This is a genomic window from Caulobacter sp. GW821-FHT09B11 (genome assembly GCF_059418205.1).
In genome coordinates this window covers 131,438-158,417 of sequence record NZ_JBWKPK010000006.1, presented here as the reverse complement: position 1 = coordinate 158,417, position 26,980 = coordinate 131,438, and the positions used below count along the sequence as shown (strand labels likewise).

The 26,980-nt window shown below is 69.5% G+C and carries 21 protein-coding genes and 1 pseudogene; 9 read left to right on the top strand and 13 right to left on the bottom strand.

The window, feature by feature from the left end; all coding sequences use genetic code 11:
* Positions 1 to 250 precede the first annotated feature (250 nt).
* On the top strand, positions 251 to 2,410 hold the full coding sequence (locus AC07N1_RS06385) for a TonB-dependent receptor domain-containing protein (protein ID WP_494671041.1): 2,160 nt from the start codon (positions 251 to 253) through the stop codon (positions 2,408 to 2,410).
* 253 nt (positions 2,411 to 2,663) lie between these two features.
* Here AC07N1_RS06385 and AC07N1_RS06380 read toward each other — a convergent pair whose 3' ends face one another.
* Entirely contained in the window at positions 2,664 to 3,632 is a 969-nt protein-coding gene (locus tag AC07N1_RS06380; protein ID WP_494671040.1) for a magnesium and cobalt transport protein CorA, read from the bottom strand.
* Between the two features lie 132 nt (positions 3,633 to 3,764).
* Between AC07N1_RS06380 and AC07N1_RS06375 the strand changes: the two genes are divergently transcribed.
* Positions 3,765 to 4,058: a PadR family transcriptional regulator gene (locus tag AC07N1_RS06375; RefSeq protein WP_494671039.1), complete on the top strand. Its 294-nt coding sequence runs from the start codon at positions 3,765 to 3,767 to the stop codon at positions 4,056 to 4,058.
* Complete coding sequence (locus tag AC07N1_RS06370; RefSeq protein ID WP_494671038.1) at positions 4,058 to 4,633, top strand: hypothetical protein; 576 nt, start codon at positions 4,058 to 4,060, stop codon at positions 4,631 to 4,633. Before AC07N1_RS06375 ends, AC07N1_RS06370 begins: the two co-directional genes overlap by 1 nt.
* A 110-nt stretch (positions 4,634 to 4,743) precedes the next feature.
* Here the strand turns inward: AC07N1_RS06370 and AC07N1_RS06365 are convergent, their stop codons facing one another.
* Positions 4,744 to 6,291, bottom strand: a complete 1,548-nt coding sequence (locus tag AC07N1_RS06365; protein ID WP_494671075.1) for a GH39 family glycosyl hydrolase — start codon at positions 6,289 to 6,291, stop codon at positions 4,744 to 4,746.
* Positions 6,292 to 6,330: 39 nt separating this feature from the next.
* On the opposite strand from AC07N1_RS06365, the pseudogene AC07N1_RS06360 reads away from it, so the two are divergent.
* Positions 6,331 to 6,420, top strand: a pseudogene (locus AC07N1_RS06360) (hypothetical protein); the annotation flags it as partial.
* A 51-nt stretch (positions 6,421 to 6,471) separates the two neighbouring features.
* On the opposite strand, the gene xylD reads toward AC07N1_RS06360, so the two are convergent.
* The 5 genes from xylD to xylR all read right to left on the bottom strand — a co-directional run bounded on the left by xylD (position 6,472) and on the right by xylR (position 12,536).
* The gene (gene xylD, locus AC07N1_RS06355; protein WP_494671037.1) at positions 6,472 to 8,253 is read right to left on the bottom strand and encodes a xylonate dehydratase XylD; all 1,782 of its coding nucleotides are present in this window, start codon (positions 8,251 to 8,253) and stop codon (positions 6,472 to 6,474) included.
* Positions 8,240 to 9,109 (bottom strand): SMP-30/gluconolactonase/LRE family protein, encoded by an 870-nt coding sequence (locus AC07N1_RS06350; RefSeq protein ID WP_494671036.1) that lies wholly within the window; start codon positions 9,107 to 9,109, stop codon positions 8,240 to 8,242. The genes xylD and AC07N1_RS06350 overlap by 14 nt, the downstream gene beginning before the upstream one ends.
* A gap of 153 nt (positions 9,110 to 9,262) precedes the next feature.
* Positions 9,263 to 10,009 (bottom strand): D-xylose 1-dehydrogenase, encoded by a 747-nt coding sequence (xylB, locus tag AC07N1_RS06345; RefSeq protein ID WP_494671035.1) that lies wholly within the window; start codon positions 10,007 to 10,009, stop codon positions 9,263 to 9,265.
* A gap of 30 nt (positions 10,010 to 10,039) precedes the next feature.
* Positions 10,040 to 11,194 carry a fumarylacetoacetate hydrolase family protein gene (locus tag AC07N1_RS06340; protein WP_494671034.1) on the bottom strand — a complete coding sequence of 385 codons (1,155 nt, stop codon included), beginning with the start codon at positions 11,192 to 11,194 and terminating at the stop codon, positions 10,040 to 10,042.
* A gap of 286 nt (positions 11,195 to 11,480) precedes the next feature.
* Positions 11,481 to 12,536, bottom strand: coding sequence for a transcriptional regulatory XylR (gene xylR / locus AC07N1_RS06335; RefSeq protein WP_110119310.1), 1,056 nt, complete (start codon positions 12,534 to 12,536; stop codon positions 11,481 to 11,483).
* Positions 12,537 to 12,638: 102 nt separating this feature from the next.
* Here xylR and mobA point away from each other — a divergent pair, with 102 nt between their 5' ends.
* Positions 12,639 to 13,175, top strand: coding sequence for a molybdenum cofactor guanylyltransferase (mobA, locus tag AC07N1_RS06330; RefSeq protein WP_494671033.1), 537 nt, complete (start codon positions 12,639 to 12,641; stop codon positions 13,173 to 13,175).
* 150 nt (positions 13,176 to 13,325) lie between these two features.
* Here mobA and AC07N1_RS06325 read toward each other — a convergent pair whose 3' ends face one another.
* The 5 genes from AC07N1_RS06325 to AC07N1_RS06305 form a co-directional block, all read right to left on the bottom strand.
* Positions 13,326 to 14,876, bottom strand: a complete 1,551-nt coding sequence (locus tag AC07N1_RS06325) for a flavodoxin domain-containing protein (RefSeq protein ID WP_494671032.1) — start codon at positions 14,874 to 14,876, stop codon at positions 13,326 to 13,328.
* Positions 14,873 to 15,877 carry an FAD:protein FMN transferase gene (locus AC07N1_RS06320; RefSeq protein ID WP_494671031.1) on the bottom strand — a complete coding sequence of 335 codons (1,005 nt, stop codon included), beginning with the start codon at positions 15,875 to 15,877 and terminating at the stop codon, positions 14,873 to 14,875. Before AC07N1_RS06320 ends, AC07N1_RS06325 begins: the two co-directional genes overlap by 4 nt.
* Positions 15,878 to 16,043: 166 nt before the next feature.
* Positions 16,044 to 16,997 carry a DUF4198 domain-containing protein gene (locus AC07N1_RS06315; protein WP_494671030.1) on the bottom strand — a complete coding sequence of 318 codons (954 nt, stop codon included), beginning with the start codon at positions 16,995 to 16,997 and terminating at the stop codon, positions 16,044 to 16,046.
* Positions 16,998 to 17,011: 14 nt separating this feature from the next.
* Positions 17,012 to 17,524, bottom strand: coding sequence for a DUF2271 domain-containing protein (locus AC07N1_RS06310; RefSeq protein ID WP_494671029.1), 513 nt, complete (start codon positions 17,522 to 17,524; stop codon positions 17,012 to 17,014).
* Between the two features lie 16 nt (positions 17,525 to 17,540).
* Complete coding sequence (locus tag AC07N1_RS06305; protein ID WP_494671028.1) at positions 17,541 to 18,170, bottom strand: PepSY-associated TM helix domain-containing protein; 630 nt, start codon at positions 18,168 to 18,170, stop codon at positions 17,541 to 17,543.
* 123 nt (positions 18,171 to 18,293) lie between these two features.
* Here AC07N1_RS06305 and AC07N1_RS06300 point away from each other — a divergent pair, with 123 nt between their 5' ends.
* Positions 18,294 to 19,013, top strand: coding sequence for a glutathione S-transferase (locus tag AC07N1_RS06300; RefSeq protein ID WP_494671074.1), 720 nt, complete (start codon positions 18,294 to 18,296; stop codon positions 19,011 to 19,013).
* On the opposite strand, the gene AC07N1_RS06295 is transcribed toward AC07N1_RS06300, so the two are convergent.
* Positions 18,992 to 20,131: a 2OG-Fe(II) oxygenase gene (locus AC07N1_RS06295; RefSeq protein WP_494671027.1), complete on the bottom strand. Its 1,140-nt coding sequence runs from the start codon at positions 20,129 to 20,131 to the stop codon at positions 18,992 to 18,994. The genes AC07N1_RS06300 and AC07N1_RS06295 overlap by 22 nt on opposite strands.
* Before the next feature lie 191 nt (positions 20,132 to 20,322).
* On the opposite strand from AC07N1_RS06295, the gene AC07N1_RS06290 reads away from it, so the two are divergent.
* The 3 genes from AC07N1_RS06290 to AC07N1_RS06280 all read left to right on the top strand — a co-directional run bounded on the left by AC07N1_RS06290 (position 20,323) and on the right by AC07N1_RS06280 (position 26,941).
* Positions 20,323 to 22,245 (top strand): M61 family metallopeptidase, encoded by a 1,923-nt coding sequence (locus AC07N1_RS06290; protein WP_494671026.1) that lies wholly within the window; start codon positions 20,323 to 20,325, stop codon positions 22,243 to 22,245.
* Positions 22,246 to 22,333: 88 nt separating this feature from the next.
* Complete coding sequence (locus AC07N1_RS06285) at positions 22,334 to 24,136, top strand: DUF885 domain-containing protein (protein ID WP_494671025.1); 1,803 nt, start codon at positions 22,334 to 22,336, stop codon at positions 24,134 to 24,136.
* Between the two features lie 381 nt (positions 24,137 to 24,517).
* On the top strand, positions 24,518 to 26,941 hold the full coding sequence (locus tag AC07N1_RS06280) for a glycoside hydrolase family 3 N-terminal domain-containing protein (RefSeq protein ID WP_494671024.1): 2,424 nt from the start codon (positions 24,518 to 24,520) through the stop codon (positions 26,939 to 26,941).
* The last annotated feature ends 39 nt before the right edge of the window (positions 26,942 to 26,980 follow it).

Genomic DNA, 26,980 nt, shown 5'->3' with positions numbered 1-26,980 from the left:
TCGCGGGGGGATAGTGTCAGGTCCGGCGCGCCTCGCAAGGGGCAATGGCAGCGTTGTCATCCGGCGTCGTCCAACGCGGCTTTCGGGCAAGAACTTGCGAGATATTCGCAAGTATCGTCTCCGCCGCGCAAGAACATTGCCGAAAAGAAATTTGCTCCGCGATCAAAGCCGCGCTTTACGGCTGAAGGTCGAGACCAGCGCGGAACGTCCGCTCGCGGCGCCTCGACCGACGACCTCGGGGGAGCGCGCCTTGCGCCTGAAGACCATCCTGCTTTCCGCCACCGCCATGATCGCGGCGCCGTGCCTGGCCCTGGCCCAGACCGCCGCCCCGGCGGCCGCGCCGACCCCCGCCCCGAAGGCTTCCGCCCCGGCCGCCGTCGAAGGCGTGACGGTCACCGGCGACAGCACAGCCATGCGCAGCTCGATCGACCGCCGCAGCTACAGCGTCGCCAACGACCTTTCCGCCCGCACCGGCTCGATCGCCGACGCCCTGCGCAACATCCCCTCGGTCGAGGTCGACGTGCAGGGTAATGTCAGCCTGCGCGGCGACAGCAGCGTCACCATCCTGATCGACGGCAAGCCGTCCGGCATGTTCAACGGCGACGGCCGCGGCGACGCCCTGCAGGCCATGCCGGCCGACCAGATCGACCGCGTCGAGGTGATGACCAACCCCTCGGCCGCCTTCCGTCCCGACGGCACGGCCGGGATCATCAACCTGGTCACCAAGAAGACCCGCAAGCCCGGCGGCACGGGCACGGTGCGCCTGAACGCCAGCACCGACGGCCGCTACAACGGCGGCGTCAGCGGCAACTACGTGAAGGACAAGCTGACCCTGTCGGGCGATGTCGGCCTGCGCCACGAGAAGCAGGAGGCCTGGCAGTCGATCCAGCGCCAGACCGCCGCCGGCGCCAGCAGCCAGGACGGCGCCTTCGAGAACAAGGGCGACATGGTCAATCTGCGCGGCGGCGTCGACTATGACGTCACGTCCAGGGACCGCCTGAGCGGCGAGGTCCGCTATCGCCGCATGAAGTTCGATACGACGGGCGAGGAGACCTACGACTATGTCGGCTCGGCCTCCGACTACGCGCGCTCGACCGACGCCCACATGAAGCGCGACAACGCTGGCGTCAGCGCCGACTGGCGTCGCCAGTTCAAGGGCGCCGAGCACCTGCTGACCGCGCACCTAGAGTACGAGGAGACCGACTTCTCGCGCGACTCCACCGCCGTCAACGACTACGCCGCCGCCAGCGACCTCTATGAGCGGTTCGGCTTCGGGGCCAAGCAGAAGCGCACCAACTTCAAGACCGACTACGCCCAGCCCGGCGTCGGCGGCGGCACGCTGAAGACCGGCGTCGATTTCGAGTGGACAAAGAACGACTACGACAATCACGGCGAGACCGGCCCGGCCTGGAACGCCCTGACGGTCAGCGCCGCGCGCACCAACCGCTTCCTGTACGACCAGGACGTCTACGCGGCCTACGTCACCTACGAGCACGCCTTCGGCGACTTCACCGCCCAGGGCGGGCTGAGGGCCGAGCAGGTGCAGTTCGACGCCAACCAGGCGACCACGGGCCAGAAGACCTCGAACGACTACTTCAAGGTCTATCCCAGCCTGCACCTGGGCTACACGGTCAACGAGAACAACAGCTTCAAGGCCAGCTACAGCCGCCGCGTCCAGCGTCCGCAGGTGCAGGACCTGAACCCCTATCCCGTCTACCAGGACCCGCAGAACTACCGGGCCGGCAACCCCTTCCTGAAACCGCAGATCACCGACTCGTTCGAGTTGGGCTGGCAGTACCGCAAGGGCCCGGCCTACTATCTGGCCACGGCCTATTACCGCACCAGCGACGGCGTGGTCACCGACGTGGTCCGCGACCTGGGCGGCGGCGTGCTGCTGACCACCCGCGAGAACCTCAGCCAGAGCCGCAACGGCGGGCTGGAGCTGGTGGCCAACGGCCGCCTGACGCCGAAGATCAGCTACAACGTCAGCGCCAACGCCTTCTGGAACGAGATCGACGCGACCAATCTGGGCTTTGCCGGCACGCGCTCGGCCACCACCCTGTCGGGCCGCGCCAACGTCAACTGGCAGGCCACGCCGAAGGACTTCTTCCAGATCAACGCCTTCAGCTCGGGCAAGCGCCTGACCCCGCAGGGCCACCGCGAGCCGTTCCAGATGGTCAATCTGGGCTACCGCCGGAAGGTCAACGACCGGCTGTCGCTGGTCGTGACGGTGCAGGACGCGCTGGACAGCTTCGAGGACAAGGTCGTCACCGACACCCCGACCCTGAAGGACGTGACCGTGCGCACCGCCAATGTGCGGGCGGCGTTCTTCGGCTTCACCTGGGCCTTCGGCGGCGGCAAGCCCAAGCCCGAGCAGTTCGACTTCGGCTCGGGGGCGGTCGGGGGGTAAGGCCCTCCTGAAGGGTAGGGCTATCGCAGATGAGGCATGGGCAAATTAGAGATGCTTTCCTGGGCCTTGTGCCCAGGACCCATGCGGGCGGCGGGCTCCGAGTTTGACGCTTCGGGGAGCCGAGAGGCCTCAGGAACACGTCCGGTTCAGAGGATGCTGAACGATGGATCCTGGGCACAAGGCCCAGGAAGGCAGATTTTTTCTGAACCTGATCCACGTCTGAAGCCCTGCCCTAGAGGGGAGCATCTGATCCCTACAGCCACCCCGCCTTCTTGAACCGCCGATAGAGCAGGGTGCAGACGATGGCGATCAGGCCGACCGTCGCCGGATAGCCGAACGCCCACTTCAGCTCGGGCATGTGCTCGAAGTTCATGCCGTAGATCCCCGCCACCGCCGTCGGCACGGCCAGGATGGCGGCCCAGGCGGCCAGCTGGCGGGTGATCACGCCCTGGCGCTGCTGCTCCAGCAGCGAGCTGACCTCGAACACCGAGTTGAGCACATCGCCCAGGCTGCCGATCAACAGGTCGATGCGGGCGATGTGGTCGCGCACGTCGCGGAAATAGGGCTTCACGTCGGCGTCGATGCACGGCGTGTCGTGGTGCTCCAGATAGCCGGCGACCTGGGCCATGGGGCCCAGCAGCCGCAGGAACTTGGTCAGCTCGCGCCGCAGGGTGAAGAGGCGGGTGATCTCGGCGCGGCTGAGGAAGGCGTCCAGCGCCCGGTGCTCCATCTCGGCCAGTTCGTCCTCGACCGCGTCGACCACCGGCAGGTAGCCGTCGACGATGAAGTCGAGGATGGCGTGCAGCACGTAATCGCCGCCCTTGGACAGCAGGGCGGGCGTGGCCTCGAGGTGGGCGCGCAGCTCCAGGTGCGCGCGGGCCGAGCCGTGGCGCACGCTGATCAGGTGGCGGTCGCCGACGAAGATCTCGGTCTCGCCGAACACGACCCGGCCGGCTTCCATCTGGGCGGTCTTGGCGACCACGAACAGCTGGTTTCCATAGAGGTCGACCTTGGGCATCTGCCGGGCGTGCAGGGCGTCCTCGACGGCCAGCGGGTGCAGGTCGAAGCGTTCCTGCAGGATCCGCAGCTCGTCCTGCGTGGGCTCAACAAGCCCGATCCAGACGAACTCGCCCTCGCGCGGCGTCAGGCCGTCGGGCTCGTCGAGCCGCAGCTCGCGCACCCGCTTTCCATCGACATAGGCGTAGGCGGCGACGACGCTCATGCGGGCTCCCGGTGTCTGGCTGCGAGACATGGCCGCAACGCGGAGCGGGGGCAAGGGCGCCGCTTGACGATCTTCGCAACATATGTAGAGTTTTTATCGACGCCCCGGCCGGCGTCGCAACGGAGCACGTCCATGCCCGCCGCCCCCCGCAAGCTTTCGCCCCAGTCCCTGGCCGTGCTCGAGGTCCTGCACGGACGTGAGTGGCTCTATGGCCTGGAGGTCTCGGCCGCCACGGGACTGAAGTCGGGCAGCCTCTATCCGATCCTGATCCGGCTGGCCGACCGCGGCCTGCTGGAAAGCCGCTGGCTGGAGCCCGAGCGCCCCGGCCGCCCGGCCCGCCACGCCTATCGCATGACCGGCGCCGGCCGTTCGGCCCTGGCCGCGGCCCGCCGTCCGTCCGCATCCTTGGCCCTTGGGGGAGCCTGATGACTGCAAACCGTAGAGACCTGGCCGCCTGGATCATGGATCGGGCGCTTCGCAAGCCGCCCGCGGGACGGGAGGATTGGGCGCAGGCCATGCAGGCCGAGTTCGCCGCGCTCGACAGGGACCGGCTGTCCTGGGCGGTCGGGTGCCTGATCGCCGCCGCGCACTGGCGGGCGAGAGGGGAGGCGGCCTTCGCGGGCGCCCTGGCGGCGGGGGTCGTGTTCGTCGGCGCCGTGCCCCTGGTCCTGTTCGGTCTGGTCGCGGCGGGGCTGCTCACCAGGCCGCAGATGGCCTTGGCGATCATGCCCTTCATCGTCGGCGCGCCCGTTCTGGCCGGCTTCGTCATCGCCCTGAACTGGCCCGGTCGCAGGCTGGCGACCGCCGTGATCCTGGGCATGGGTCCCTCGCTGATCGGCAACGCCATGCTCGTGGTCGCAGGGGTGGGGCTTCGCGCCCTGAGCCCGCAGATGCTGGTCGGCTGGACCGCTTTGGTGGGCCTCGCTTACCTCGGCGCCCTGGCGGGCTCGGCCCTGGGCCGGCGCCGAGAGGCGAGGATCGCACGACGGGGCGTCGCCTGAGATCCTCCCCCTCTGGGGAGGCGGCCCGGAGGGGGTAACGCTGCGCCGGCCCCCTCAGTCGGCTTGGCCGACAGCTCCCCCAGAGGGGGAGCATCTACGCCGTCCGATCGCTACGCCCGCTCCAGCGTCACCAGCACCAGGTCGTTCCGGCGCATGGCGAAGTCGATCGTCGCCACGCCGTCCTTGCCGACGGTGATGGTCTTTTCAACCTCCGGCTTGTCGGTCGTCAGCGCCTGGAGCTTGCCGACCTGCTCGGCCGAGAGCTTCTGCGGCAGGCCCAGTTCGATATAGGCCGTGTAGGCGTCGTTGGCGCGGAAGCCTGTGCGCTGGGCCTTCAGGCGGTAGCGGCCGGGTTTCAGGCCCGCGACGCTGAGCGCGGCGGCCGGGGCGTCGGTCGTCGGCTGGACCTTGGTGTAGAACGAGCGGTTGCTGGTCGGCTGAACCGGCTGGGTGAAGTCCCAGACCAGGGCCGAGATCTTGCCGCCGTCCACCGAGGCCAGAACGTTATTGTCCGTAGACGGAACTTCATTGCCGCGCAGAGCCGCCAGGTACTTGTAGGCGAACCACGAGGGCTTGCGGATCCCCTCCGGGTTCATCAGGCCGAAGCCGCCCTGGAACGGGGCGGTCGGCGGACCGGGCTCCTCGAAGAGGTCGCTGTAGGTCCAGTAGCTCATGCCCTGGACGATCCCCTTGACGCCCTTCAGCTTGGCCAGGATGTAGGCGGCGCTGTGATAGCTGTCGTGCACCGGGTCGCGCGGCGTGTAGCTGGTGCTCCATTCGGTGAAGTAGAGCGGCAGGCCCGGATAGGCGGAGGCTTCGATCTCGCGGCGCACCTTGCGCACGTCGCCGATGATGGCGTCGGGGGAGGGCGACAGCTTGGTGTCGTCCTTGCCGTTCTCGTCGAGGAAGCCGCCGTCGACGCCGTAGGTGTGGGTGGTGACGAAGTCGACCGCCGCATTGTTGGCCTTGCAGTAGGCCAGGAACTCCGGAACCCAAGCCGCGCCGGCCGTCGACGGGCCGCCGACCCGCAAGGTCGGGTCGATCGCCTTGATGGTCTTGGCGGTCAGGGCGTAGAGGTCGAAATAGACCTTCTGGTCGGCCTTCTCCCAAAAGCCGTCGAGATTGGGCTCGTTCCAGACCTCGAAGAACCAGGTGCGGACCTCGGCCTCGCCGTAGCGGCCGCGCAGGTGCGTCACGAAGGCGTCGATCAGGTGCGCCCAGGGCTCGAACTGCGGGTGGGAGGTGTTGCCCTTCCACCAGAAGATCGTCAGGTCCGAGGTCTTCATCGCCTCGGGCGTGAAGCCCAGCTCGATGAAGGGCTTGAGGCCCATGGCCAGCAGGCGGTCGTAGAGCTGGTCGATCTTCGTCCAGTCGTAGACGATCTTGCCGTCCGCGCCTTTCTTCACCGTGCCCAGCACGTCGTGGAAGATGGCGTGGAAGCGGATGTAGCGGAACTTCAGCTCGTCGGACGCCGTCTTCAGCTGGGCCAGGCTGTCATCACGCAGCAGGGTGCCGGGATAGTCCGAACCGATGGAGAGGTCGAAGAACCTGTCGACCGGCGTCGTGGCCTTGGCGACGTCCAGCGCGATGACGCGCTTTTCGGACGCGGCGAAGGCGGGCAGGACCGGCAGCGCTGTCAGGCTGGCGGCGGCGGCCATCAGGCGGCGGCGCGAGAACATGGGCGTCTTCCTTCCTTTTTGACCAATTCAGTTCGTCATCCCGGCCGCAGCGAAGCGGAGAGCCGGGACCCAGGGGCAACTGCAGTGCGGCGGCTCCTGGGTCCCGGATAAGCCCTTCGGGCTTTCCGGGATGACGACCTCTCTGGAGGTGTTTTGTAGTTAGTGATTATGCCTTGGCAGCTTCGCCGCCAGGTCCTGGTACTTCACGGCGAATTCCAGCACCCCGCCGGTGTCGAGCTGGCCGGTGTGGGCGCGGTAGATCTCCTGCCAGGGGGTCATGGTCTCCGGCACGGCCGGGACGCCCTCCTTGCGGCGCTCGGCGATCACCGCCTCGTCCACCAGGGCGTCGCAGCGGCCGGTGTTGATGTCGATGCGGATCGCATCGCCCGTCCGCAGCCACGACAGCCCGCCGCCGATCGCGCTTTCGGGCGAGGCGTTGAGGATCGAGGGGCTGTCGGCGGTGCCCGACTGGCGGCCGTCGCCCAGGGTGGGCAGGCTCATGATCCCCTTCTTCAGCAGGTGATCCGGCGGCTGCATGTTGACCACCTCGGCCGAACCCGGCCAGCCGATCGGACCCGCGCCGCGGATCACCAGGATGCAGCTCTCGTCGATGTTCAGGGCCGGGTCGTTGATGCGGGCGTGGTAGTCGTCCGAGCCGTCGAAGACGATGGCCCGGGCCTCGAACACGCCTTCCTGGCCGGGCTTGGACAGGTAGCGCTCGCGGAAGTCGGCGCCGATGACGCTGGCCTTCATGATCGCGAAGTCGAACAGGTTGCCGCGCAAAACGAGGAAACCCGCTTTTTCAGCCAAGGGCTCGGCGTAGGGGAAGATGACCTCGCGGTCGCCGGTTTCGCGACCCTGCAGGTTCTCGGCCATGGTCTTGCCGGTGACGGTCAGGACGTCGCCGTGCAGGCGGCCCTGCTGCAGCAGCTCCCACAGCACCGCCGGCGCGCCGCCTGCCCGGTGGAAGCGCTCGCCCAGATACTTGCCGGCCGGCTGCATGTTGACGATCAGCGGGATGTCGTAGGCCGCGCGCCAGTCGTCGGCGGTGACTTCGAGCCCCGCATGCCGCGCCATGGCCGCGATGTGCGGCTGGGCGTTGGTCGAGCCGCCGGCCGCCGCCACCAGGGCGATGGCGTTCTCGAAGGCCTTCTTGGTCAGGATGTCCTTGGGCTTGATGTCCTCATAGGCCAGGTCGACGATCCGCTGGCCGGTCTTGTAGGCCATCTGGCCGCGCTCGCGGTACGGGGCGGGGATGGCCGCGCAGCCGGTCAGCGACAGGCCCAGGGCCTCGGCGACCGCGTTCATGGTCGAGGCCGTGCCCATGGTGTTGCAGTGGCCGGCCGAGGGGGCGGAAGAGGCCGCGCGCTCGATGAACTCGGCCTCGTCGATCTCGCCGGCCGCCAGCTTGCGGCGCGAGCGCCAGATCACCGTGCCTGACCCGACCAGCTCGCCCTCGTGCCAGCCGTCCAGCATCGGGCCGCCGGAGAGCACGATGGCCGGGATGTTGACCGTGGTGGCGGCCATGATGCCGGCAGGCGTGGTCTTGTCGCAGCCGGTGGTCAGAACCACGGCGTCGATGGGGTAGCCGTGCAGGGTCTCGACCAGGCCCAGATACGACAGGTTCCGGTCCAGCGCCGCCGTCGGGCGACGGCAGTTCTCGAAGATCGGGTGGACCGGGAACTCCATCGGAATGCCGCCGGCGTCGCGGATGCCGTCGCGGATCCGCGTCACCAGGTCCAGGTGGATCCGGTTGCACGGCGAGATGTCGCTGCCGGTCTGGGCGATGCCGATGATCGGCTTGCCGCTGCGCAGCTCTTCCGGGGTGATCCCGTAGTTCATGAACCGCTCCAGATAGAGGGCGGTCATGTCGATGTGGTCGGGATTGTCGAACCAGTCGCGCGAGCGGAACCGGCGGGGCTGACGATTAGCGGAGGTCAAGGCGCACCTCGTATTGCGGCTGGCCGGCGACGTCGACGCTCAGGGCGAACAGCCCGCCGCATAGCGGGGCCGCGGCCAGCTGCTCGTCGCTGAGGCCCTTGCGGGCGGTGGTGAAATAGAGGGTCTTCAGGTCGGGGCCGCCAAAGCACGGCTTGGTGACGTTGATGGCGTCGAGCAGGACCCGGCGTTCGATCTCGCCGGTCGGCGTAAGGCGCAAGGCGCCCTGACCGCCCCACAGGGCCGTCCAGACGTAGCCCTCGGCGTCGACCACCGAGCCGTCGGGCCAGGCGTTCTCGATCGTCAGGTGGAAGAATTCGCGCTTGTTCGACAGCGCGCCGTCGGCCCCGATGTCGAAGGCCCAGATCACCTTCGCCATTGTGTCGGTGTGGTAGAAGGTCTTGCCGTCCGGGCTGACCGCCGGGCCGTTGGTGATGCAGATGCCGGCGTCGTGCTTGGTCAGGCTGCCGTCGGCTTCGAGGCGATAGAGCGCGCCGCTGTCGGCCTCTTCGCCGTCGTGCATGGTGCCGAACCACAGGCGGCCTTGCGCATCGACCGTGGAGTCGTTGGGGCGGTTGTCGAGGCCGGCGTCCTCGATCTCGGAGATGAAGGTGAAGCCCAGCTCGGGCGTGAAGTGGTGCAGGCCGCTCTTGAGGCCCGCGACGAAGCCGCCGCCGACGCGCGGGGCGACGAAGGTCACCTGGTCGGGCGCGTCCCAACTGGCGGTCTCGCCGGTGGCGGGGGTGTAGCGGTGGACCCTGTGGCCCTTGATGTCGACGAACCAGACGGCGTCGCCATGCCAGATCGGCCCTTCGCCGAGCGTGGCCTTCAGGTCCCAGACGCAGGTGGGGGCAGTCATCGCGCTTCGTCTCCTCCTACGGCGCTAGACCCCCTCAGTCGCTTCGCGACAGCTCCCCCAGAGGGGGAGCATCTTCTTGGCGCGGCGCTCCTAGATCCTCCCCCTCTGGGGAAGGTGGCTCGGAGGGTCGAAGGGGGTCGTCGCCGACCTATCTTATCGCCAGCCGGCGTCGATCCAGTACTCATGCCCCGTGCACAGGCTGCCGTCGTCCGAGGCCAGGAACAGCACCAGCGAGGCGACGTTGGCCGGCAGGATGCGGCCCTTGACGGCCTGGGCCTTGACGATCTCGGCTTCGCCTTCCGGGGTGTACCACTTCTCCTGGCGCTTGGTCTTGACGTTGCCCGGCACCACGCAGGTGACGCGGATGTCGTCGGGACCGAGCTCACGGGCGAGCGCCCGGGTCATGCCCTCGATGCCGGCCTTGGCGGTTTCGTAGAGGACCAGGTCCTCCAGGCCCAGGTGCCAGCTGATCGAGCCGAAATTGATGATCGCGCCGCCGCCGCGTTCCTTCATGCCCGGGGCCGCGGCCTGGGCGCAGAACAGCATGTGCCGCAGGTTCACGTTCATGCGGTTGTCCCAGTAGGCCGGGGTCACGTCGGCCAGGCTGTGACGGTCGTCGTTGCCGGCGTTGTTGACCAGCACGTCGATGGGACCCGTCTCGGCGAAGAAGGCCTTCACGGCCTCCAGGTCGGTCAGGTCGACCTGCTTGAACACCGGCGTGACGGCCGAGCCCGACAGCTCGGCGACCAGGGCCTCGGAATCCTCGACGGCGATGTCGACGAAGATCACTTCGGCGCCCTGCTTGGCGAAGGCGGTGGTGATGCCCGCGCCGATGCCGCTGCCGCCGCCGGTGATGACGACGCGCTTGCCCTGGAGGCTGGGATAGATGGCGGAGGACATGCGCTTAAGCCTGGAAAGAGGAAACGAGGGTCACAGCAGGCCGCGGCCGGCCAGATTGCGGATCAGGGCGGAGATGCCGAAGGTCCAGGGCTTGGCCTGGTCGCAGGTGGTCACCTCGTTCTCGAGCACGCCCAGCTTGGGGGTCGAGACGCGGACGCGGTCGCCGACCTTGTGCGTGAAGCCCTGGCCGGCGGTGTCGCGGTCCTGGATCGGGGCGAACATGGTGCCCAGGAACAGGGCGAAACCGTCCGGATACTGGTGCTGCCGGCTGTAGGCCTGGCTCGCCAGCACGGCGGGGTCGCGGCTGATCAGGCTCATGTTCGACTTGCCGTCGAGCACGAAGTTGTCGCGGCCGGTGATCTTCAGCTCGACCTCGGCGCTACGCACGTCGTCCAGCGAGAACGAGGCGTCGAACAGGCGGAAGAACGGGCCGATCGAGCACGAGGCGTTGTTGTCCTTGGCCTTGCTGAGCAGCAGGGCCGAGCGGCCTTCGAAGTCACGCAGGTTGACGTCGTTGCCCAGCGAGGCGCCGCGGATCTCGCCCTGGCCGTCGCACAGCAGCACGACTTCCGGCTCGGGGTTGTTCCAGTGGCTGTCGGAACGGACGCCGACCTGGTCGCCCCAGCCCATCGACGACAGCGTCGGGCCCTTGGTGAAGATCTCGGCGTCGGGGCCGATGGCGACCTCAAGGTACTGCGACCACAGGCCGTCCTTGATCAGGGTCTGCTTCAGGCGCTCGGCGCCTTCGGACCCCGGGTTCACGCTGCGCAGGTCGCCGCCCATGCTCTCGGACAGCTGCTCGCGGATCTTCAGGGCGGCGGCGGCGTCGCCGCGGGCGCGCTCCTCGATCACCCGCTCCAGGGTCGAGACGGCGAAGGTGACGCCGGCGGCCTTCAGGCATTGCAGGTCGACGGGGGCCAGCAGCTTGGCGGCGGCGTTGCCTTCACGGTCGTCCCAGACCGGGCGCAGGTCGAGCTTTTCCAGAGGACCCTTGTCCTCGCCGCGCGGGATCGCGTCGCCGGGGGCGTAGGCGTTCATCAGGTCGGCGACGGTGGGGGCGATCTTGCTGACGTCCTCGACGTGGCCGCCGCGGATCAGGACGGGCGTCGGGCCCTGGCCGAAATCGATGCGGCCCAGAAGGGTCGCTTCCCGCCAGTCCTCGGGAAGGTATTGCGTCACGCCCACCGCGTTTTCTCCCTCTCGCGCGAGCGGATCTTTGCGAACGCCCGCTACGCTTCGTAACTCCCCGACTTGTTAGCGCTAACATGTGGAGGGGCGCAAGCGAGTTGTCTGACAACTGTTCTGCGGTGGCCGACAGAAGCGCTGGCGCTACTCCTCCCCGTGAAACGGGGGAGGGGGGGCCGCGAAGCGGTGGAGGGGGCGAGACTGGGCTCTGTGCCGGCCGTCGCCCCCTCCGTCACGGCGCTGATAGCGCCGCGCCACCTCCCCCGTTTCACGGGGGAGGAGTTGGTCAGACCGGCGCCGGCCCCGCCGAATCCCGCACGATCAGCGTGTGCGGATGCATCAGCTGCCTGGGCTCGCCGGTGCCATCCCGGTGGCGGCGGATCTCTTCCAGCACCAGGTCGACGGCGGCGCGGGCCATGGCGGCGATGGGCTGGTGGACGGTGGTCAGGGCCGGCCAGATGTTGGCGGCGATCGAGGTGTCGTCGAAGCCGACGATCGAGACGTCGCCCGGCACGTCCAGGCCCAGGCGGTGGGCCAGGCCCGCGGTGGCGGCGGCCATGTCGTCGTTGGCGGCGAAGATCGCGGTCGGGCGGTCCTTGACGTTCAGCAGCCGCTCGGCCGCCTCCAGCCCCGAGCGATAGGTGAAGTAGCCCTGCTCGATCCGGACGTCCTCCTGGGGAATTCCGGCGGCCTTCAGGGCGGTCATGAAGCCGTCCATCCGCTGCTGGCTGACCGTCTGGTTGGGGTGGCCCTTGATGAAGCCGAAGCGCTTGTGGCCGAGACTCAGCAGGTGCTGGGTCAGTTCGAAGGCGGCCGCCTCGTTGTCGATGCGGATGGTGGCCATGTCGCTGCTGGCCATGCCCGGCGCGACGGCTACGGCGGCGGCGCCGGCGGCCTTCACCTCGGCCAGCACGGTCTGGGATTCGCACAGGGGCGGCGGCAGGATCAAACCATCGACGCCGGTCTTCAGCAGTCGGGCCAGGGTGGCGCCGGCCAGTTCCGGCTCGGCGCACTTCTCGATGACGATCTGCGAGCCGGTGCGGCTGCTCTCGTCCAGCGCCCCGACCAGGAACTCCGACAGATAGCCGGTCGAGGGGTTGTCGTAGAGCAGGCCGATGCGGAACGGGGCGCTGCCGGCCAGGCTGCGGGCGGCGGGGTTGGGGGCGTAGTTGAGCTCGGCGATGGCCGCCTCGACGAGGGCCCGGGTCTCTTCCTTGACGGTGGATTCGCGGTTGATGACCCGCGAGACGGTCATGGGCGACACCCCGGCCCGCGCGGCGACGTCGCGGATCGTGGCGCTCTGGCTGCTGCGGCGCCGCGTGCGCTCGGTGCGTTCGTTCATGACTGAGAAGTCCGTCCCTTTTGGGCGAGTCTAGACCGTTTCTCGCGCCATGGGGAAGCGCGGCCTTGGTAGCGGTCTCCGGGCGGGCGTAAGGAGGGCGTCATGACTGTGTTCGATGCTCCCCTGGGGGCTGTCATTCTCTGCGGCGGCGGCTCGGTCCGGATGGGGCGCGACAAGGCCCTGCTGGACTGGGACGGTCTGCGCGCCGTCGACCGCGTCGCGGCCCTGGCCCGGGCGGCCGGGGCGAGCGTGGTGCTGACCGCCGGGCGCGACTACGGCCTGGACTGGGTTCCCGATCCGGAGGAGGGCGCTGGGCCGGTCGGCGGCGTGCTGGCGGGCGTCGCGGCGCTGCGGGCGCGGGGCTGCGCGCGGGCGCTGGTGCTGGCGGTCGATGCGCCGACCCTGACCGTGGACGATCTGGCGCCGCTGCTGGCGGCGGAGGCGGGCGCGACCTTCGACGTGTCGCCGGTGCCGATGGTGCTGCCGCTCGGGGCCGTGCCGGCAGGGGCGCTGCCGGGCTGGCCGCTGCGGCGGCTCGTGGAGCGGGCTGGGCTCGTGGTGCTGGAATGTCCCGTGGATGCGAAGGCGCGGATCCTGGGGGCCAATACGCCGGAGGAGCGGGCGCGGCTGAGGCCGTAACCCCTCACCCTCCCATTGCTGCGCAATGGGCCCCTCCCTCTCCCTCTGGGAGAGGTTGAAGAAAAGGCTGGCCGCTTCGGAAACACCTCTCCCATGGGGAGAGGTAGGGGCCCGCGCCGAAGGCGTGGGAGGGTGAGGGGCTACGCCGCCTCAGTACACGTCCCGCCGATACCGCCCCTGATCCGCCAGGTCCTCCAGCGCGCCCCCGCCCAGGATCTCGGCCAGGGCCGCGTGGACTTCGCGCGACATGCCTTCCAGCGAGCCGCAGACATAGATCGCCGCGCCCCGGGCCACCCAGGCCCGGACCTCGTCGGCGGCCGCCCGCAGGCGGTGCTGGACGTAGACCTTCTCGGTCTGGTCGCGGGAGAAGGCGAGATCCAGCCGCGCTAGCACGCCCGACGCGACCCAGGCCTCGATCTCTTCCCGGTGGAAGAAGTCGTGGGTCGACGAGCGCTCGCCGAACACCAGCCAGTTGCGCTTGCGGCCCAGGGCGGCGCGAGCCTTCAGGTGGCTGCGCAGGCCGGCCAGGCCCGTGCCGGCGCCGATCAGGATCATCGGCCGGTCGTCGGCCGGGGCGTGGAAGCTGCGGTTGGAACGCACGCGGCCGGCGATCTCGGATCCGACCTCCGCATGCTCGACCAGCCAGCCCGAGCCCAGGCCCGGCTTGCCGTCGGCGCGGCGCATCAGGCGCACGACCAGCTCGACCCCGCCGTCGGCGGGCAGGGAGGCGATGGAGTATTCGCGGTGGGGCAGGGCGGGCAGGGTGTCGACCAGGGCCTGGGGCGCGGCGCCGGCCAGCGCCTTGATGGCCGCCTCCTCGTGCGGCAGGCGGCGCCAGGAGAGGGCCTCACCCAGCGCAGCCGCCTCGTCGGCCTTTACCGGCGCGTCAGCGGAAAGCGACAGGCGCGACAGCAGGTCGGCGACCTCGGCCGGGGCGTTGCGGGGGCCGATCTCGACGATGTCGCCGGCCTGCCAGGCGACGTCGCCGTCCAGCGGTTCGAGCCTGACGTGGAAGGCGCCTTCGCCGGCCGAGCCGGGATTGAGCAGGCGGCGGTCGGCCAGTTTCCAGCGGCCATAGGCCGGGCGGCTCCAGTCGGGGGCGTCGGTCGAGCCCGTGAGCACCGAAAGCTGCGACTGCCAGTGGCGCAGGGCGGCGGCCTCGCCGTCGTCGACCTCGACCGCGTCGAACAGGCGCGCGCCGCCGTTGCGGGCCAGCCAGGCGTCCAGGCTGTGACCGAAGGCGCAGTAGTGGGCGTAGCTGCTGTCGCCCAGGGCCAGCACGGCGTAGGTCAGGCCCGAGAGGTCCGGCTCGGTGGCCATGACGTCGCGGATGAAGCGGCGGGCGTTGTCGGGGGCGTCGCCCTCGCCCGTGGTGCTGACGATGAAGAGGGCGCGGCCGGTCAGGTCGGCGGGCTCGACGGCGGCCAGTTCGCGCAGGCGCACCGGCACATTCGCGGCTTGCAACGCCTTGGCCGTCGCCAGGGCCAGCTCCTCGGCGAAGCCCGTCTGGCTGGCGAAGGCCACGAGCACCGGCTCGCCGGCGCCGGAGGCCAGGGCCTTCTCCTCGCGGCGGGCCTTGGCCTTGCGCAGGGCGACCTTCAGGGCGATCCCGGCGCACAGCAGCAGGTAGAGGCCGACGACGATCGCGGCCAGGACCAGGCGGCGCGAGCCCGGCGGCAGGCTGGAGAGCAGGTCGGTCATTCGTCGAGCATCGCCTGCAGGGCCGGCGACAGACGCTCGCTGAGGCCATTGGGGCCGCGCGTGACGATCAGGGCGGGCAGGTCGCGCGCCATTGCGAAGGCCAGGGCGGCGTCGGGGCCCATCACGGTCAGGGCCGTGGCCAGGGCGTCGGCGGTCATGCACTCGGCATGCAGCACGGTGACGCTGACCACGCCTGCGTCGCACGGCGCGCCCGAGGCGGGGTCCAGGGTGTGGGCGTAGCGCTTGCCCGCATGGTCGAAGAACCGGCGGTAGTCGCCCGAGGTCGCCACCGACAGGCCGTGCAGGGCCAGCACCGTGCGCGGGGCGGCCTCGTCGTTGGCGCCGGCGACCGGCGGGCGTTCCAACTCGACCCACCAGGGCTGGCCGTCGGGCTTGGCGCCCGTGCCGCGCAGCTCGCCGCCGACCTCGACGAGGTAGGAGCGCACGCCGGCCCGATCGAGGGCGCGGGCGGCCTCGTCGACGCCGAAGCCCTTGGCGATGCCGTTGAGGTCGATGTGAAGCCCGCCCGGCTGAAACAGCGCGTCGCCGTCCAGCGTCACGCGGCGCCAGCCCATGGGCGCGCGGGCGGCGTCCAGCGCGTCGGCGCCGGGCGGCTCGCCGGAGAAGGGGCGGGGGCCGAAGCCCCAGAGGTCGGTGATCGCGCCCAGGGTCGGGTCGAAGGCGCCGTCGCTGTCGGTCGCGACCTCAAGGGCGCGGCGCAGCACGGTCGCGAAGCCGGCCGGCAGGGCGGTCCAGGTTCCGGCCGCCGAGCGGTTGAAGCGCGAGAGCGCCGACATCGGGTCCCAGGCGCTCATCTGCGCGACCACCTGGTCGAGGGCGCGCTGGACCATGGCGGTCATGGCGGGAAGATCTGTGGTCGCGGGCAGCACCGCCTTGACCGACCAGGTCGTGCCCATGCTTGCCCCGTCGAACCCGCGCACGACCCCGCCCACCGGCCGGGCCGGCGGTTCGCTGATCAGGGGGACGAGGACGCGGGTCATGGGGAGAGGCGGTGTCCAAGCTCCTCCCTCGCGAAGCGGGGGAGGTGGCGCGCTGCGGATACGCAGCGTGACGGAGGGGGCGAGTTCAGGCGCGGTGCGCGCCGCCGCCCCCTCCACCACTTCGTGGTCCCCCTCCCCCGCGAGCGGGGGAGGAGCAGGTCAGGCGTTACGGACGCTGGGCTTCGAACGTCGCGGTGTAGCTGGCGCTGAAGCCGTTGCCGGCCAGCGGGCCGGTCTGGCCGCCGCCGGGGCCGCCCGGACCACCTTGACCGCCGCCGGGAGGACCGCCTTGCGGGCCGCCCTGACCACCGGGACCGCCCTGGCCGCCCGGAGCGCCGCCGCCCGGGCCGCCCATGCCGCCGCCGCGGCCGGTCTCGCCGGTGCGGACGCTGGCGTTCAGCCAGTACATGCCGGCTTCCGGCAGGGTGAACTTCACCGCGCCGTCGGGGCCGGTCTTGACCTTGATCTCGCCCGGGCTGGCGCGATAGCGCGAATTGCCCGGCACGATGGTCACTTCCAGGTCGGCGGCGGGCTTGCCGTCGATCACGAACTTGAAGGTCGCGGCTTCGCCGGCCACCACGTCGTTGGGGTGGGTGACGGAAACCAGCTCCAGGCCCTTGCCGGTCGACGTCACGGCGGTGGGCGCGCCGCGGGTGACGAAGGTCTCGTTGCGGTTGAAGCTCTTGATGGTCTTCAGGTCGGCGGCGCCGGCCGGAACCTGCTTGGCGAAGTCGTCGGCCGAACCCCGGAAACGCTTCACTTCGCCGTTCTCGGTCCAGCTGGCGATCACGCTGCTGGAGGCGGTGCCGATCCGGTAGGTGCCGGGCTTGGCCAGCTCGACGTCGAACACCGAGCGGTACTGGCCGGTCGAGCCGTTCTTCAGCGGTTCGGTCGTGCCGTCCGGCGTGGTGATGACCACGGCGTCCAGGCGCATCGGCCGGTGGTCGGGATAGAACAGCTCGTTCGAGACGGCCGCGTCGACCGTCACCCAGGCGCCGTCGCCCGACAGGACGGTGGCGGAGGGCACGATCCAGCCGCGGTGGGCGTTGGCGGCGATGGGCAGGGCGGCCAACGCCGCCGTGAGGGCGGTGAGGGCCAGGAGGCGCTTGCGGATGTTCATGGCGTTATCCCCTCTTATTTGACGGTGACCGAGACGGCGCCGAGTTCGGCCGTCCCCTTGGCGGTGGCGACCTTGCCGGGCTTGCCCCAGGTGAACGGGACGCGGACGGCCTCGTGGCCGCCGACTTCGCGGGCGGCCTCGACCACCAGCGTGTACGCGCCCGGCTTCAGCTTGGAGAGCTCGCTCTTGGCGCCGCTGAAGACGAGCTTCTGCGGACCCGGCGCGCGGGTCGCGCTGGTGACGCCATCGGCGGGGAAGCTCATGGCGCGGCCGGCCTTGCGCCACCACTGGCGCATGTCCTTCAGCCACTTCTGGCCTTTGTCCTCGCGGGAGTCGGCGTCGTACCAGACGGCCAGGGTGGCGGCCGCGGCGGCGTCGGGGCCTTCGACCCAGATGGCGACGTAGGGCTTGTGGTACTCGGCCACGGTCAGGCGCGGGATCTCGACGGTGACGTTGAGGTCTGCGGCCATCGCCGGAGCGCCGACGGCGGCGCCGGCGAAGGTCAGCAGGGAGACGGTGAGCTTCACGGAAGGCGGCCTTTCTCTAGAGGTGGACGAACAGGATCACGAGGAGAAGCGGTATGGCCAGCCCGGCGGCGGTCAGCGGCCAGGTCATCGGCCGCCCGCGGGCGTGGAATTGCAGCAGGATCAGGCCGGTGACCGTGAAGATGACGCAGGCGCCGGCGAAGATGTCGATGAACCAGCCCCAGGCCTTGCCGGCGTTGCGGCCCTTGTGCAGGTCGTTGAGCAGGCTGACCGCGCCGCGCGTGGTCTTTTCATGCTCGACGGCGCCGGTCTCGCGGTCGATGGCGATCCAGGCGTCGCCGCCGGGACGGGCCAGGGCCAGATAGACCTCGGTGTCGGACCATTCGCCCACGCGGCGGGCGATGTCGGCGTCGACGGCCTTGTCGAGCCAGGTCTCGACCTTGATCGGCAGCGGGCGCTTGCCCTCCACCGGCCCCTTGGCCAGCTCGGCCAGCAGGTCGGCGGGCAGGGTCGCCTTGCGGGTGACCACCTTGGGCTCGGCCTCGATCTGGCCGGCGTGATTGAGGGTGAAGCCGGTGATCGCGAACAGCAGCATGCCCACCAGGCTGAGCGCCGCGCTGATCCAGTGCCACTGGTGCAACTGCTTCAGCCAGAAGGAGCGGCGGTTCTGTTCGGCGGCGGCTTTCACGGGATTCCGGCAAGGACGAGCTTCGGTGCCGCCGTCCATACTTGAGAGCGACTTGCAATTACAAGACCCGATCGCGCCGCGGCCGCGATTGGAAACAATCCGCCCGCGATCGGTTCTGTGACCATGACCTATCAGCTGCATTATTGGCCGGGGATTCAAGGGCGCGGCGAGTTCGTGCGCCTGACGCTGGAAGCGGCCGGCGCGCCCTATGTCGATGTCGCCCGCCAGCCCGAAGGCAAGGGCGGCGGCGAGGACGCCCTGATGGACGACCTGGCCGAGCTGGGCGGACCGCGCGCGGCCTTCGCGCCGCCGTTCCTGGTCGACGGCGACCTCGTCATCGGCCAGACGGCCAACATCCTGCTCTATCTCGGTCCGAAGCACGACCTGACGCCCGTCGCCGAGAGCGGCCGGCTATGGGTCAACCAGTTGCAGCTGACCATCGCCGACCTGGTGGTCGAGGCCCACGACACCCACCATCCGGTCGGGGCCGGGCTCTATTACGAGGACCAGAAGGACGAGGCGCGGCGAAGGGCGGCCGAGTTCCGGTCCGAGCGGATCCCCAAGTTCATGGGCTGGTTCGAGCGGGCCCTGGAGGGCGGCGACGCATGGCTGGCCGGCGGCGCGGCGAGCTATGCCGACCTGTCGCTGTTCCAGGCGATGGAGGGTCTGCGCTACGCCTTCCCGCGCGCCATGGCGCGGCTGGAGCCTGACCTTCCCAAGGTCACGGCCTTGCGCGACCGCGTCGCCGACCTGCCGCGCATCGCCGCCTACCTGGCGTCGGAGCGGCGCATCCCGTTCAACGAGATGGGGATCTTCCGTCGTTATCCCGAACTGGACGCCTGAGACGACGCTGGGGCGGCGTCCTGGTCCTCGGCCTGGCCTTCCGACCCGTGCGCGCGATAGGCGTAGCCGTCGTGGGCGACGAAGCCGGCGTTCTTCTCGCGCAGGGCCGCGGCGGGCTCGTCATAGAGGAACGGCAGGAAGGCGTAGCGCCGCCCGCGGGTGACCGGCGCGGCCTCATGCAGCAGCGAACACGAGAAGACGACGGCGCCGCCGGTCGGGGCGCGGTACAGGCGCTGGCCGAACTCGGGGAAGCGCAGGTCGCCGCCCTCGTAGTCCTCGGCGTTCAGGTTGATCGTCACCGCGAAACGCCGGTGGGCCGTGCCCTTGGTGGTGTTGTCGCGGTGCGGCCGGAAGAAGCCGCCTTCGTCAGCGTCGTAGCAGGCCACCAGGTCGCGCTCCATCCGGGTGGCGGCGAACTGGAAGGCCTTGAAGATCTGCGGCGCCAGGCGGCGGGTGATGCGCTGCCGCGCGGCGGCGTGAAGCGATCCCGGCGGCAGTATGAAGTCGCGGCGGATCTTGTGCTGGGGGTTGTGGACGACGACGGTCTTGCCGTCGACTTCGCGCATGAAGCCCGAGCGATCGCGGTCCTCGGCGTCGTAGGCGGCGATCAGGGCCTGGCACAGCTCCGGTTCGAAGATCCGCGGCGCGACCAGCACGGGCGCGAAGAGCTCGACGCCGGCGTGGGCGCTCACCGGGGGAAGGGCGTGCAGGGCCGTCGACAGCGCGTCGAACTGGTCCATCCGCCAGGTCGCCAGCACGCGGTAGCTGGGGTCGATCAGCAGCCAGCCCGGCTGCTCGCCCGTCTCGTCCAGCATGCCGCAGACGCGCCACGTCGCCTGGCCGGGGTCCCTGAACCAGCGGACGCCCGGCAGGCTGTCGATCCGGGTCTCGAACTCGGCCGGGTCGCTCTGGACGCCGAAGAAGGCCAGCTTGTCGTCGTCGAACAGGCGGCGGTGGTCGGCGACGAAACGGTCCATGGACTGGGCGAGCGCGGCGTCGTGCAAGGGCCGAAAGCCCAGCAGCAGATAGCGTCCCGCCGCCGTGTCCAGCACGAAGCGCGGGTTCGACGAGGTCGCCGCCACGAGTTGGGGAGCCGGATCGCCCGGAGATAGCATCATCGCGCCCTCTCTCGCTTCGCGTCGCCTGCCTGTCAAATCCTCGCTGCGGCGGCGGACCCGGGCGGACGCGGCCGCCGGACCGCACGATAACGCCGTCCGGCCAAGTTCGTCTCGACAAGCGGGCCCCAACAAAAGAAACATCCAGGCTTCCTGCCGCGAGGGGACTTCGCGGGCTGCATTGGGGTCGTTTCGTGAAAGCGCTTTTCTTCTCGGTTTCGCTGCTGTCGCTGGTGGGCGGCGCCGCTCTCGCCCAGGACTATCTGCCTCAGCCGGCCCCGCCGACCCCGCCGATCGTCGCCCCGCAGGACGTCGCCTATCCGGGGACGCTGAAGCTCTACGTCGACGCCACCGACCTCGAACGCAAGATCTTCGACATCAAGCTGACCCTGCCGGTGGCCAAGGCCGGCCCGCTGACTGTCTACTATCCGGAGTGGGTGCCGGGCGGCCACTCGCCGCGCAACGACATCGACAAGCTGGCGGGCCTGGTGATCACCGCCAATGGCCAGGTGATCCCGTGGAAGCGCGACGTGGTCGAGGTCAACGCCTTCCACATCGACGTGCCGGCCGGCGTCACCGAGCTGAACCTCGCCTACAAGTTCCTGTCGCCGGTCGAGACCAAGGTCGGCCGCATGGTCATGACCCCGGACATGCTGAACCTGCAGTGGCTGCAGATGACCATGTATCCGGCCGGCCACTTCACCCGCCGCATCGCCGTCGAGCCGACCGTCAAGCTGCCGGAAGGCTTCCAGTTCGCCTCGGCCCTCGAGGTCGGCAAGACCGAAGGCCAGGTGACGACCTTCAAGCCGACCACGGTCGAGACCCTGGTCGACTCGCCGATGTTCGCCGGCCGCTACTTCAAGTCGGTCGAGCTGGATCCGGGCGCCAAGGTTCCGGTGCGCCTGAACATGATCGCCGACAAGCCCGAGCTCCTGGAGTTCAAACCCGAGCAGCTGCAGGCCCACAAGAACCTCGTGCAGCAGGCCTACAAGCTCTACGGCTCGCACCACTACGACCACTACGACTTCCTGGTGGCACTGTCGGACCAGCTGGGCGGCATCGGGCTGGAGCACCACCAGTCGAGCGAGAACCGCGTCGCGCCGAAGTACTTCACCGACTGGGACAAGGCCTATGTCGGCCGCGACCTGCTGCCCCACGAGTTCACCCACTCGTGGAACGGCAAGTTCCGCCGCGGGGCGGATCTCTGGACCCCGACCCTCAACACCCCGATGCGCGACAGCCTGATGTGGGTCTATGAGGGCCAGACCCAGTACTGGGGCTACGTGCTGTCGGCGCGCTCGACCCTGCTCTCCAAGGAGCAGACGCTGGACGCCATCGCCATGACGGCCGCCGCCTACGACAGCCGTCGCGGCCGCGACTGGCGCCCGGTGCAGGACACCACCAACGACCCGATCATCGCCAACCGCAAGCCGCTGTCCTGGCTGTCGTACCAGCGCAGCGAGGACTACTATTCGGAAGGCCAACTGGTCTGGCTCGACGCCGACACGCTGATCCGCGAGAAGACCGGCGGCAAGAAGTCGCTCGACGACTTCGCCAAGGCCTTCTTCGGCGTGGCCGACGGCTCGTACGTCTCGCACACCTACACCTTCGACGACGTGGTCTCGGCCCTGAACGGCGTCGTGGCCTACGACTGGGCCACCTTCCTGAAGGACCGTATCGAGGGCGTGAACCCCAAGGCCCCGCTCGATGGCCTGACCCGCGGCGGCTACAAGCTGGTCTACACCGACACCCCGACCGACTACTTCAAGGTCTCGGAAACGCGCGGCAAGACCACCAACCTGGCCTATTCCATCGGCCTGTCGCTGGGCTCGGACGGCGTGCTGACCGACGTGCAGTGGGGCGGTCCCGCCTTCAAGGCCGGCCTGACCCAGGGCCTGACCCTGGTGGCCGTCAACGGCGAGGCCTTCGACGCCGACAAGCTCAAGGCGGCGGTCAAGGCCACGGCCAAGGGCGAGCCGGTCGAGCTGCTGGTCAAGGAAGGCTCGCGCTACCGGACCGTGAAGCTCGACTACACGGGCGGCCTGCGCTACCCGCGCCTGGAGCGCATCGCCGGGACCCCGGCGCGCCTGGACGACATCCTGGCCGCCCGCAAGTAAGCCCATAGAGCCGTCCGGCGCCCGGGGCCGCGAGGCGCCGGACGGCTTTGCTTCCAAGACGCGCGGCCGCGCATGTCCGGGAGGCCAAATGTCCGATTCCACCCTCAAGCTCGATCGCCGCCATCTGCTGGCGGGCGCGACCGCCGCCGCCGTCTCCAGGGCCCTGCCGGCCATGGCCGCGCCGAAGGACGAGCGGGCCAGGCTCTACGCCCTGTTCGACACGTTCTTCGACGAGGACCTGAGCGAGAACCCCGAGCAGGCCACCAATCTGGGCCTCGACACCGGCGCCCACGCCGGCGCGCGCGCCAGGCTCGGCGACCGCTCGATCGCGGCCTGGATCAAGGAACGCAAGGAGCCGGCCCAGCGTCTTGCGCGCCTGAAGGCCATCGACCGCAAGGCGCTGAGCGGCGACGACGCCGTCAACTACGACACCGCCGCCTACTACTACGGCGCGCGCGACAAGGCCTCGGGCTTCGACTACGGGGCGATGTCGCGGCCGTTCGTGGTGACCCAGTTCTACGGCGGCTATTCGTCGGTCCCCAGCTTCCTCGACAACAAGCACGAGGTGAAGTCGGCGGCCGACGCCGACAGCTACCTGGCCCGCATGGCCGGCTTCGCCGGTGTGCTCGACCAGGAGAGCGAGCGGGTGCGGGCCGACGCCGCCAAGGGCGTGATCCCGTCGGACTTCATCCTCGACAAGGCCATCGGCCAGCTGAAGCAGTTCCGCGCTCTGCCGCCTGAGAAGAACGTGCTGGTCGCCTCGATGGCCCGCCGCGCCAAGGCCTATGGCGACTACGACGCCAAGGCCGCCGCCCTGCTGGCCGGCCAGATCCACCCGGCCCTGGACCGCCAGATCGACACCCTGACCGCCGTCCGCGCCAAGGCCGTGCACGAGGCGGGCATGAGCCGCTTCAAGGACGGCGAGGCCTTCTATGCGGCGCTGCTGCGCATCTACACCACGACCGAAAAGACCCCTGACGAGGTCCACCGCCTGGGGCTGGACGAGGGCGCGCAGATCCAGGCGCGGATGGACGAGATCCTCAAGAAGCGCGGCTTCACCCAAGGCAGCGTCGGCCAGCGCATGGCGGCCCTGAAGGACCTGCCGGGCGAGGCCTATCCCAACACCGACGAGGGCCGGGCCCAGATCCTGGCGTACTGCAATCGCCTGATCGCCGAGATGCAGCCCAAGCTGCCGCAATGGTTCGGGATTACGCCGAAGATCCCGGTCGAGGTGCGCCGCATCCCGCCCTATACCGAGGCCGGCTCGTCGGGCGGCTATTACGAGCGCCCGCCGCTGGACGGTTCGCGCCCGGGGGCCTTCTACATCAACCTGCGCGACACGGCCGAGCGCCCGCGCTACGCCCTGCCGACCCTGACCTATCACGAGGCCGCGCCGGGCCATCACTTCCAGCTGGCCCTGACCGCCGAGGGCAGCCTGCCGAAGCTGCGGCAGAACATGTTCTTCTCGGCCAACACCGAGGGCTGGGCGCTCTACGCCGAGCAGGTGGCCATGGAGATGGGCCTCTACGAGAACGACGACCTGGGCCTGCTGGGCATGTACCAGGCGCGGCTGTTCCGGGCTTCGCGCTGCGTGGTCGACACCGGCATCCACGCCAAGGGCTGGAGCCGCGAGAAGGCCATCGCCTACATGATCGAGACCGGCGGCGACGACGAGGGGCGCGTCACCCGCGAGGTCGAGCGCTACTGCGCCAACCCCGCCCAGGCCTGCTCCTACAAGGTCGGCCACACCGTCTGGGCGGCCCTGCGCGAGCGGACCAAGGCAAGGCTCGGCGGCAAGTTCGACATCCGCCGCTACCACGACACCGCCCTGCTGGTCGGCCCCACGCCGCTGACCGTGCTGGAGGGGGTGGTGGACGCCTGGGCGGGGTGACTGGCTTGTAGGCTGTGAGGAGGGGGGAAATGCGAAGGATTTTGATTGTGGCACTTGCCGCATGTGTAACGGCATGTGGGGGACCAAGTCTGAGTACGAAGCAGCAAGACGAGGTCTCCGATATCGCGGCCGACGTCGCCGACACATCGGTGTCGGAGTCGGCCAAGATCGCTGATCTTGAGGCTCGGATTTCCGAGCTTGAGAACAAGGTCGAGGAATTGGAAGCGGGTAGCCATGACCACTAGCTGCGCGGCTCGCCACCGTCGGCTAATCAATGAAGTGACCGGTAACATTTGGGCTTGAGTGGTCTGACAAGCTCTCCCATAGTGCCAGGCAAGACGGCGCGAAGCCGCCGTGACTGAATGCTGGGGAAACGCAAGGATGACCACCACCCTTACCCGCCGCACGCTGGGCGTCAGCCTGGCGGCTCTCGGCGCCGCCATGGCCCCGGTGGTCCGCGCCGCGCCGAAAGCGAACAAGCCAGGGGGGGGCGACAAGCCGCTCTACAAGGACGCCGCCCAGCCGGTCGAGGCGCGGGTCAAGGACCTGCTCGGGCGCATGACCCTGGAGGAGAAGGCCGCCCAGCTGATCGGCATCTGGCTGACCAAGGCCGCGATCCAGACGCCCGAAGGCGACTTCTCGCCCGAGACCGCCAGCAAGAACTTCCCCAACGGCCTGGGCCAGATCTCGCGCCCGACCGACCGCAAGGGCCTGAAGCCCACGACCGAGGTCAACGCCGCCGCTGGGGCCGACGACGGCTCGATCGGCCGCAACGCCCCGCAGACCGCCCGCTACACCAACGCCGCCCAGAAGTGGGCGGTGGAGAAGACGCGCCTGGGCATTCCGATGCTGATGCACGACGAGGCCCTGCACGGCTACGTCGCCCGCGACGCGACGAGCTTCCCCCAGGCCATCGCCCTGGCCTCGACCTTCGATCCGGAGCTGGTGGAGAAGATCTTCGCCACCGCCGCCAGGGAGATGCGGGCGCGGGGCTCCAACATCGCGCTCGCGCCCGTCGTCGACGTGGCCCGAGACCCCCGCTGGGGCCGCATCGAGGAGACCTATGGCGAGGACCCGCACGTCTGCGCCGAGATGGGCCTGGCCGCCATCCGCGGCTTCCAGGGCAAGACCCTGCCGCTGGCGCCCGACAAGGTGTTCGTCACCCTCAAGCACATGACCGGCCACGGCCAGCCCGAGAACGGCACCAATGTCGGCCCCGCCCAGATCGCCGAGCGGACCCTGCGCGAGAACTTCTTCCCGCCGTTCGAACGGGCGGTGAAGGAACTGCCCGTCCGCTCGGTCATGCCCAGCTACAACGAGATCGACGGGGTGCCCTCGCACGCCAACCGCTGGCTGCTGACCGACGTGCTGCGCGGCGAGTGGGGCTATCAGGGCTCGGTGCAGAGCGACTATTTCGCCATCAAGGAGCTGATCAGCCGCCACAAGCTGACCGACCAGATCGCCGACACGGCGGTGATGGCCATGCACGCGGGCGTCGATGTCGAGCTGCCCGACGGCGAGGCCTATGTCCTGCTGCCGCAACTGGTGCGCTCGGGGCGCATCCCGGAGGCCGAGGTCGATGCGGCCGTGGCGCGGGTGCTGCGGATCAAGTTCGAGGGCGGCTTCTTCGAAAATCCGTATGCGGATGAAAAGGCCGCCGACGCCAGGACGGCGACGCCGGAAGCGATCGCCCTGGCCCGCGAGGCCGCCCGCAAGGCGGTGGTGCTGCTGAAGAACGACAAGGGCCTGCTGCCGCTGGACGGCAAGAACATCAAGCGCCTGGCCCTGCTGGGAACCCACGCCAAGGACACCCCGATCGGCGGCTATTCCGACGAGCCGCGCCACGTGGTCTCGGTGCTGGAGGGGCTGAGCGCCGAGGCCAAGGCCCAGGGCTTCGCCCTCGACTACGCCGAGGCCGTGCGGATCACCGAAAAGCGCGTCTGGGCCGCCGACGAGGTCAAGCTGGTCGATCCGGCCGTGAACGCCAAGCTCATCGCCGAAGCCGTCGAGGTCGCGAAAAAGGCCGACGTCGTCGTCATGGTGCTGGGCGACAACGAGCAGACCAGCCGCGAGGCCTGGGCCGACGCCCACCTCGGCGACCGCGACAGCCTCGACCTAGTCGGCCAGCAGAACGATCTGGCCCAGGCGATCTTCGCCCTGGGCAAGCCGACCGTGGTGTTCCTGCTCAACGGCCGGCCGCTGTCGGTGAACCTCCTGGCGCAGAAGGCCGACGCCCTGGTCGAGGGCTGGTACCTGGGCCAGGAGACCGGCAACGCCGCCGCCGACGTGCTGTTCGGCCGCGCCAATCCGGGCGGCAAGCTGCCGGTCAGCATCGCCCGCGACGTCGGCCAGCTGCCGATCTACTACAACCGCAAGCCCACGGCCCGCCGCGGCTATCTGTTCGACCGCCAGACCAGCCCGCTCTATCCGTTCGGCTTTGGGCTCTCCTACACGACCTTCGACATCTCGGCCCCGCGCCTCTCCAAGGCCCGCATCGGCCAGGGCGAGAGCACGACGGTGTCGGTCGATGTCGCCAACACCGGCAAGGTCGCCGGCGACGAGGTGGTGCAGCTCTACATCCACGACGAGGCCGCCTCGGTGACCCGTCCGGTGCTGGAGCTGAAGCACTTCAAGCGCGTGACCCTGGCCCCGGGCGAGAAGCAGACCGTGACCTTCGAGGTGAAGCCGTCGGATCTGTGGATGTGGAATCTGGCGATGAAGCGGGTGGTCGAGCCGGGGGATTTCTCGATCCTCGTGGGGCCGAACTCGGTGGACCTGAAGGCGACGAAGCTGACGGTGGTTTAGGGATAGATGCTCCCCCTCTGGGGGAGCTGTCGCGGAGCG

Excerpts from the sequence above, each read along its gene's own strand:
- AC07N1_RS06315 (WP_494671030.1), bottom strand. The coding sequence starts at position 16,997 with ATGAACATCCGCAAGCGCCTCCTGGCCCTCACCGCCCTCACGGCGGCG.
- AC07N1_RS06380 (WP_494671040.1), bottom strand. The coding sequence starts at position 3,632 with ATGAGCGTCGTCGCCGCCTACGCCTATGTCGATGGAAAGCGGGTGCGC.
- xylR (WP_110119310.1), bottom strand. The coding sequence starts at position 12,536 with ATGAACGAACGCACCGAGCGCACGCGGCGCCGCAGCAGCCAGAGCGCC.
- AC07N1_RS06370 (WP_494671038.1), top strand. The coding sequence starts at position 4,058 with ATGACTGCAAACCGTAGAGACCTGGCCGCCTGGATCATGGATCGGGCG.
- AC07N1_RS06280 (WP_494671024.1), top strand. The coding sequence starts at position 24,518 with ATGACCACCACCCTTACCCGCCGCACGCTGGGCGTCAGCCTGGCGGCT.
- AC07N1_RS06295 (WP_494671027.1), bottom strand. The coding sequence starts at position 20,131 with ATGATGCTATCTCCGGGCGATCCGGCTCCCCAACTCGTGGCGGCGACC.
- AC07N1_RS06350 (WP_494671036.1), bottom strand. The coding sequence starts at position 9,109 with ATGACTGCCCCCACCTGCGTCTGGGACCTGAAGGCCACGCTCGGCGAA.
- AC07N1_RS06365 (WP_494671075.1), bottom strand. The coding sequence starts at position 6,291 with ATGGCCGCCGCCGCCAGCCTGACAGCGCTGCCGGTCCTGCCCGCCTTC.
- AC07N1_RS06320 (WP_494671031.1), bottom strand. The coding sequence starts at position 15,877 with ATGACCCGCGTCCTCGTCCCCCTGATCAGCGAACCGCCGGCCCGGCCG.
- mobA (WP_494671033.1), top strand. The coding sequence starts at position 12,639 with ATGACTGTGTTCGATGCTCCCCTGGGGGCTGTCATTCTCTGCGGCGGC.
- AC07N1_RS06375 (WP_494671039.1), top strand. The coding sequence starts at position 3,765 with ATGCCCGCCGCCCCCCGCAAGCTTTCGCCCCAGTCCCTGGCCGTGCTC.
- AC07N1_RS06285 (WP_494671025.1), top strand. The coding sequence starts at position 22,334 with ATGTCCGATTCCACCCTCAAGCTCGATCGCCGCCATCTGCTGGCGGGC.
- xylB (WP_494671035.1), bottom strand. The coding sequence starts at position 10,009 with ATGTCCTCCGCCATCTATCCCAGCCTCCAGGGCAAGCGCGTCGTCATC.
- AC07N1_RS06300 (WP_494671074.1), top strand. The coding sequence starts at position 18,294 with ATGACCTATCAGCTGCATTATTGGCCGGGGATTCAAGGGCGCGGCGAG.
- AC07N1_RS06325 (WP_494671032.1), bottom strand. The coding sequence starts at position 14,876 with ATGACCGACCTGCTCTCCAGCCTGCCGCCGGGCTCGCGCCGCCTGGTC.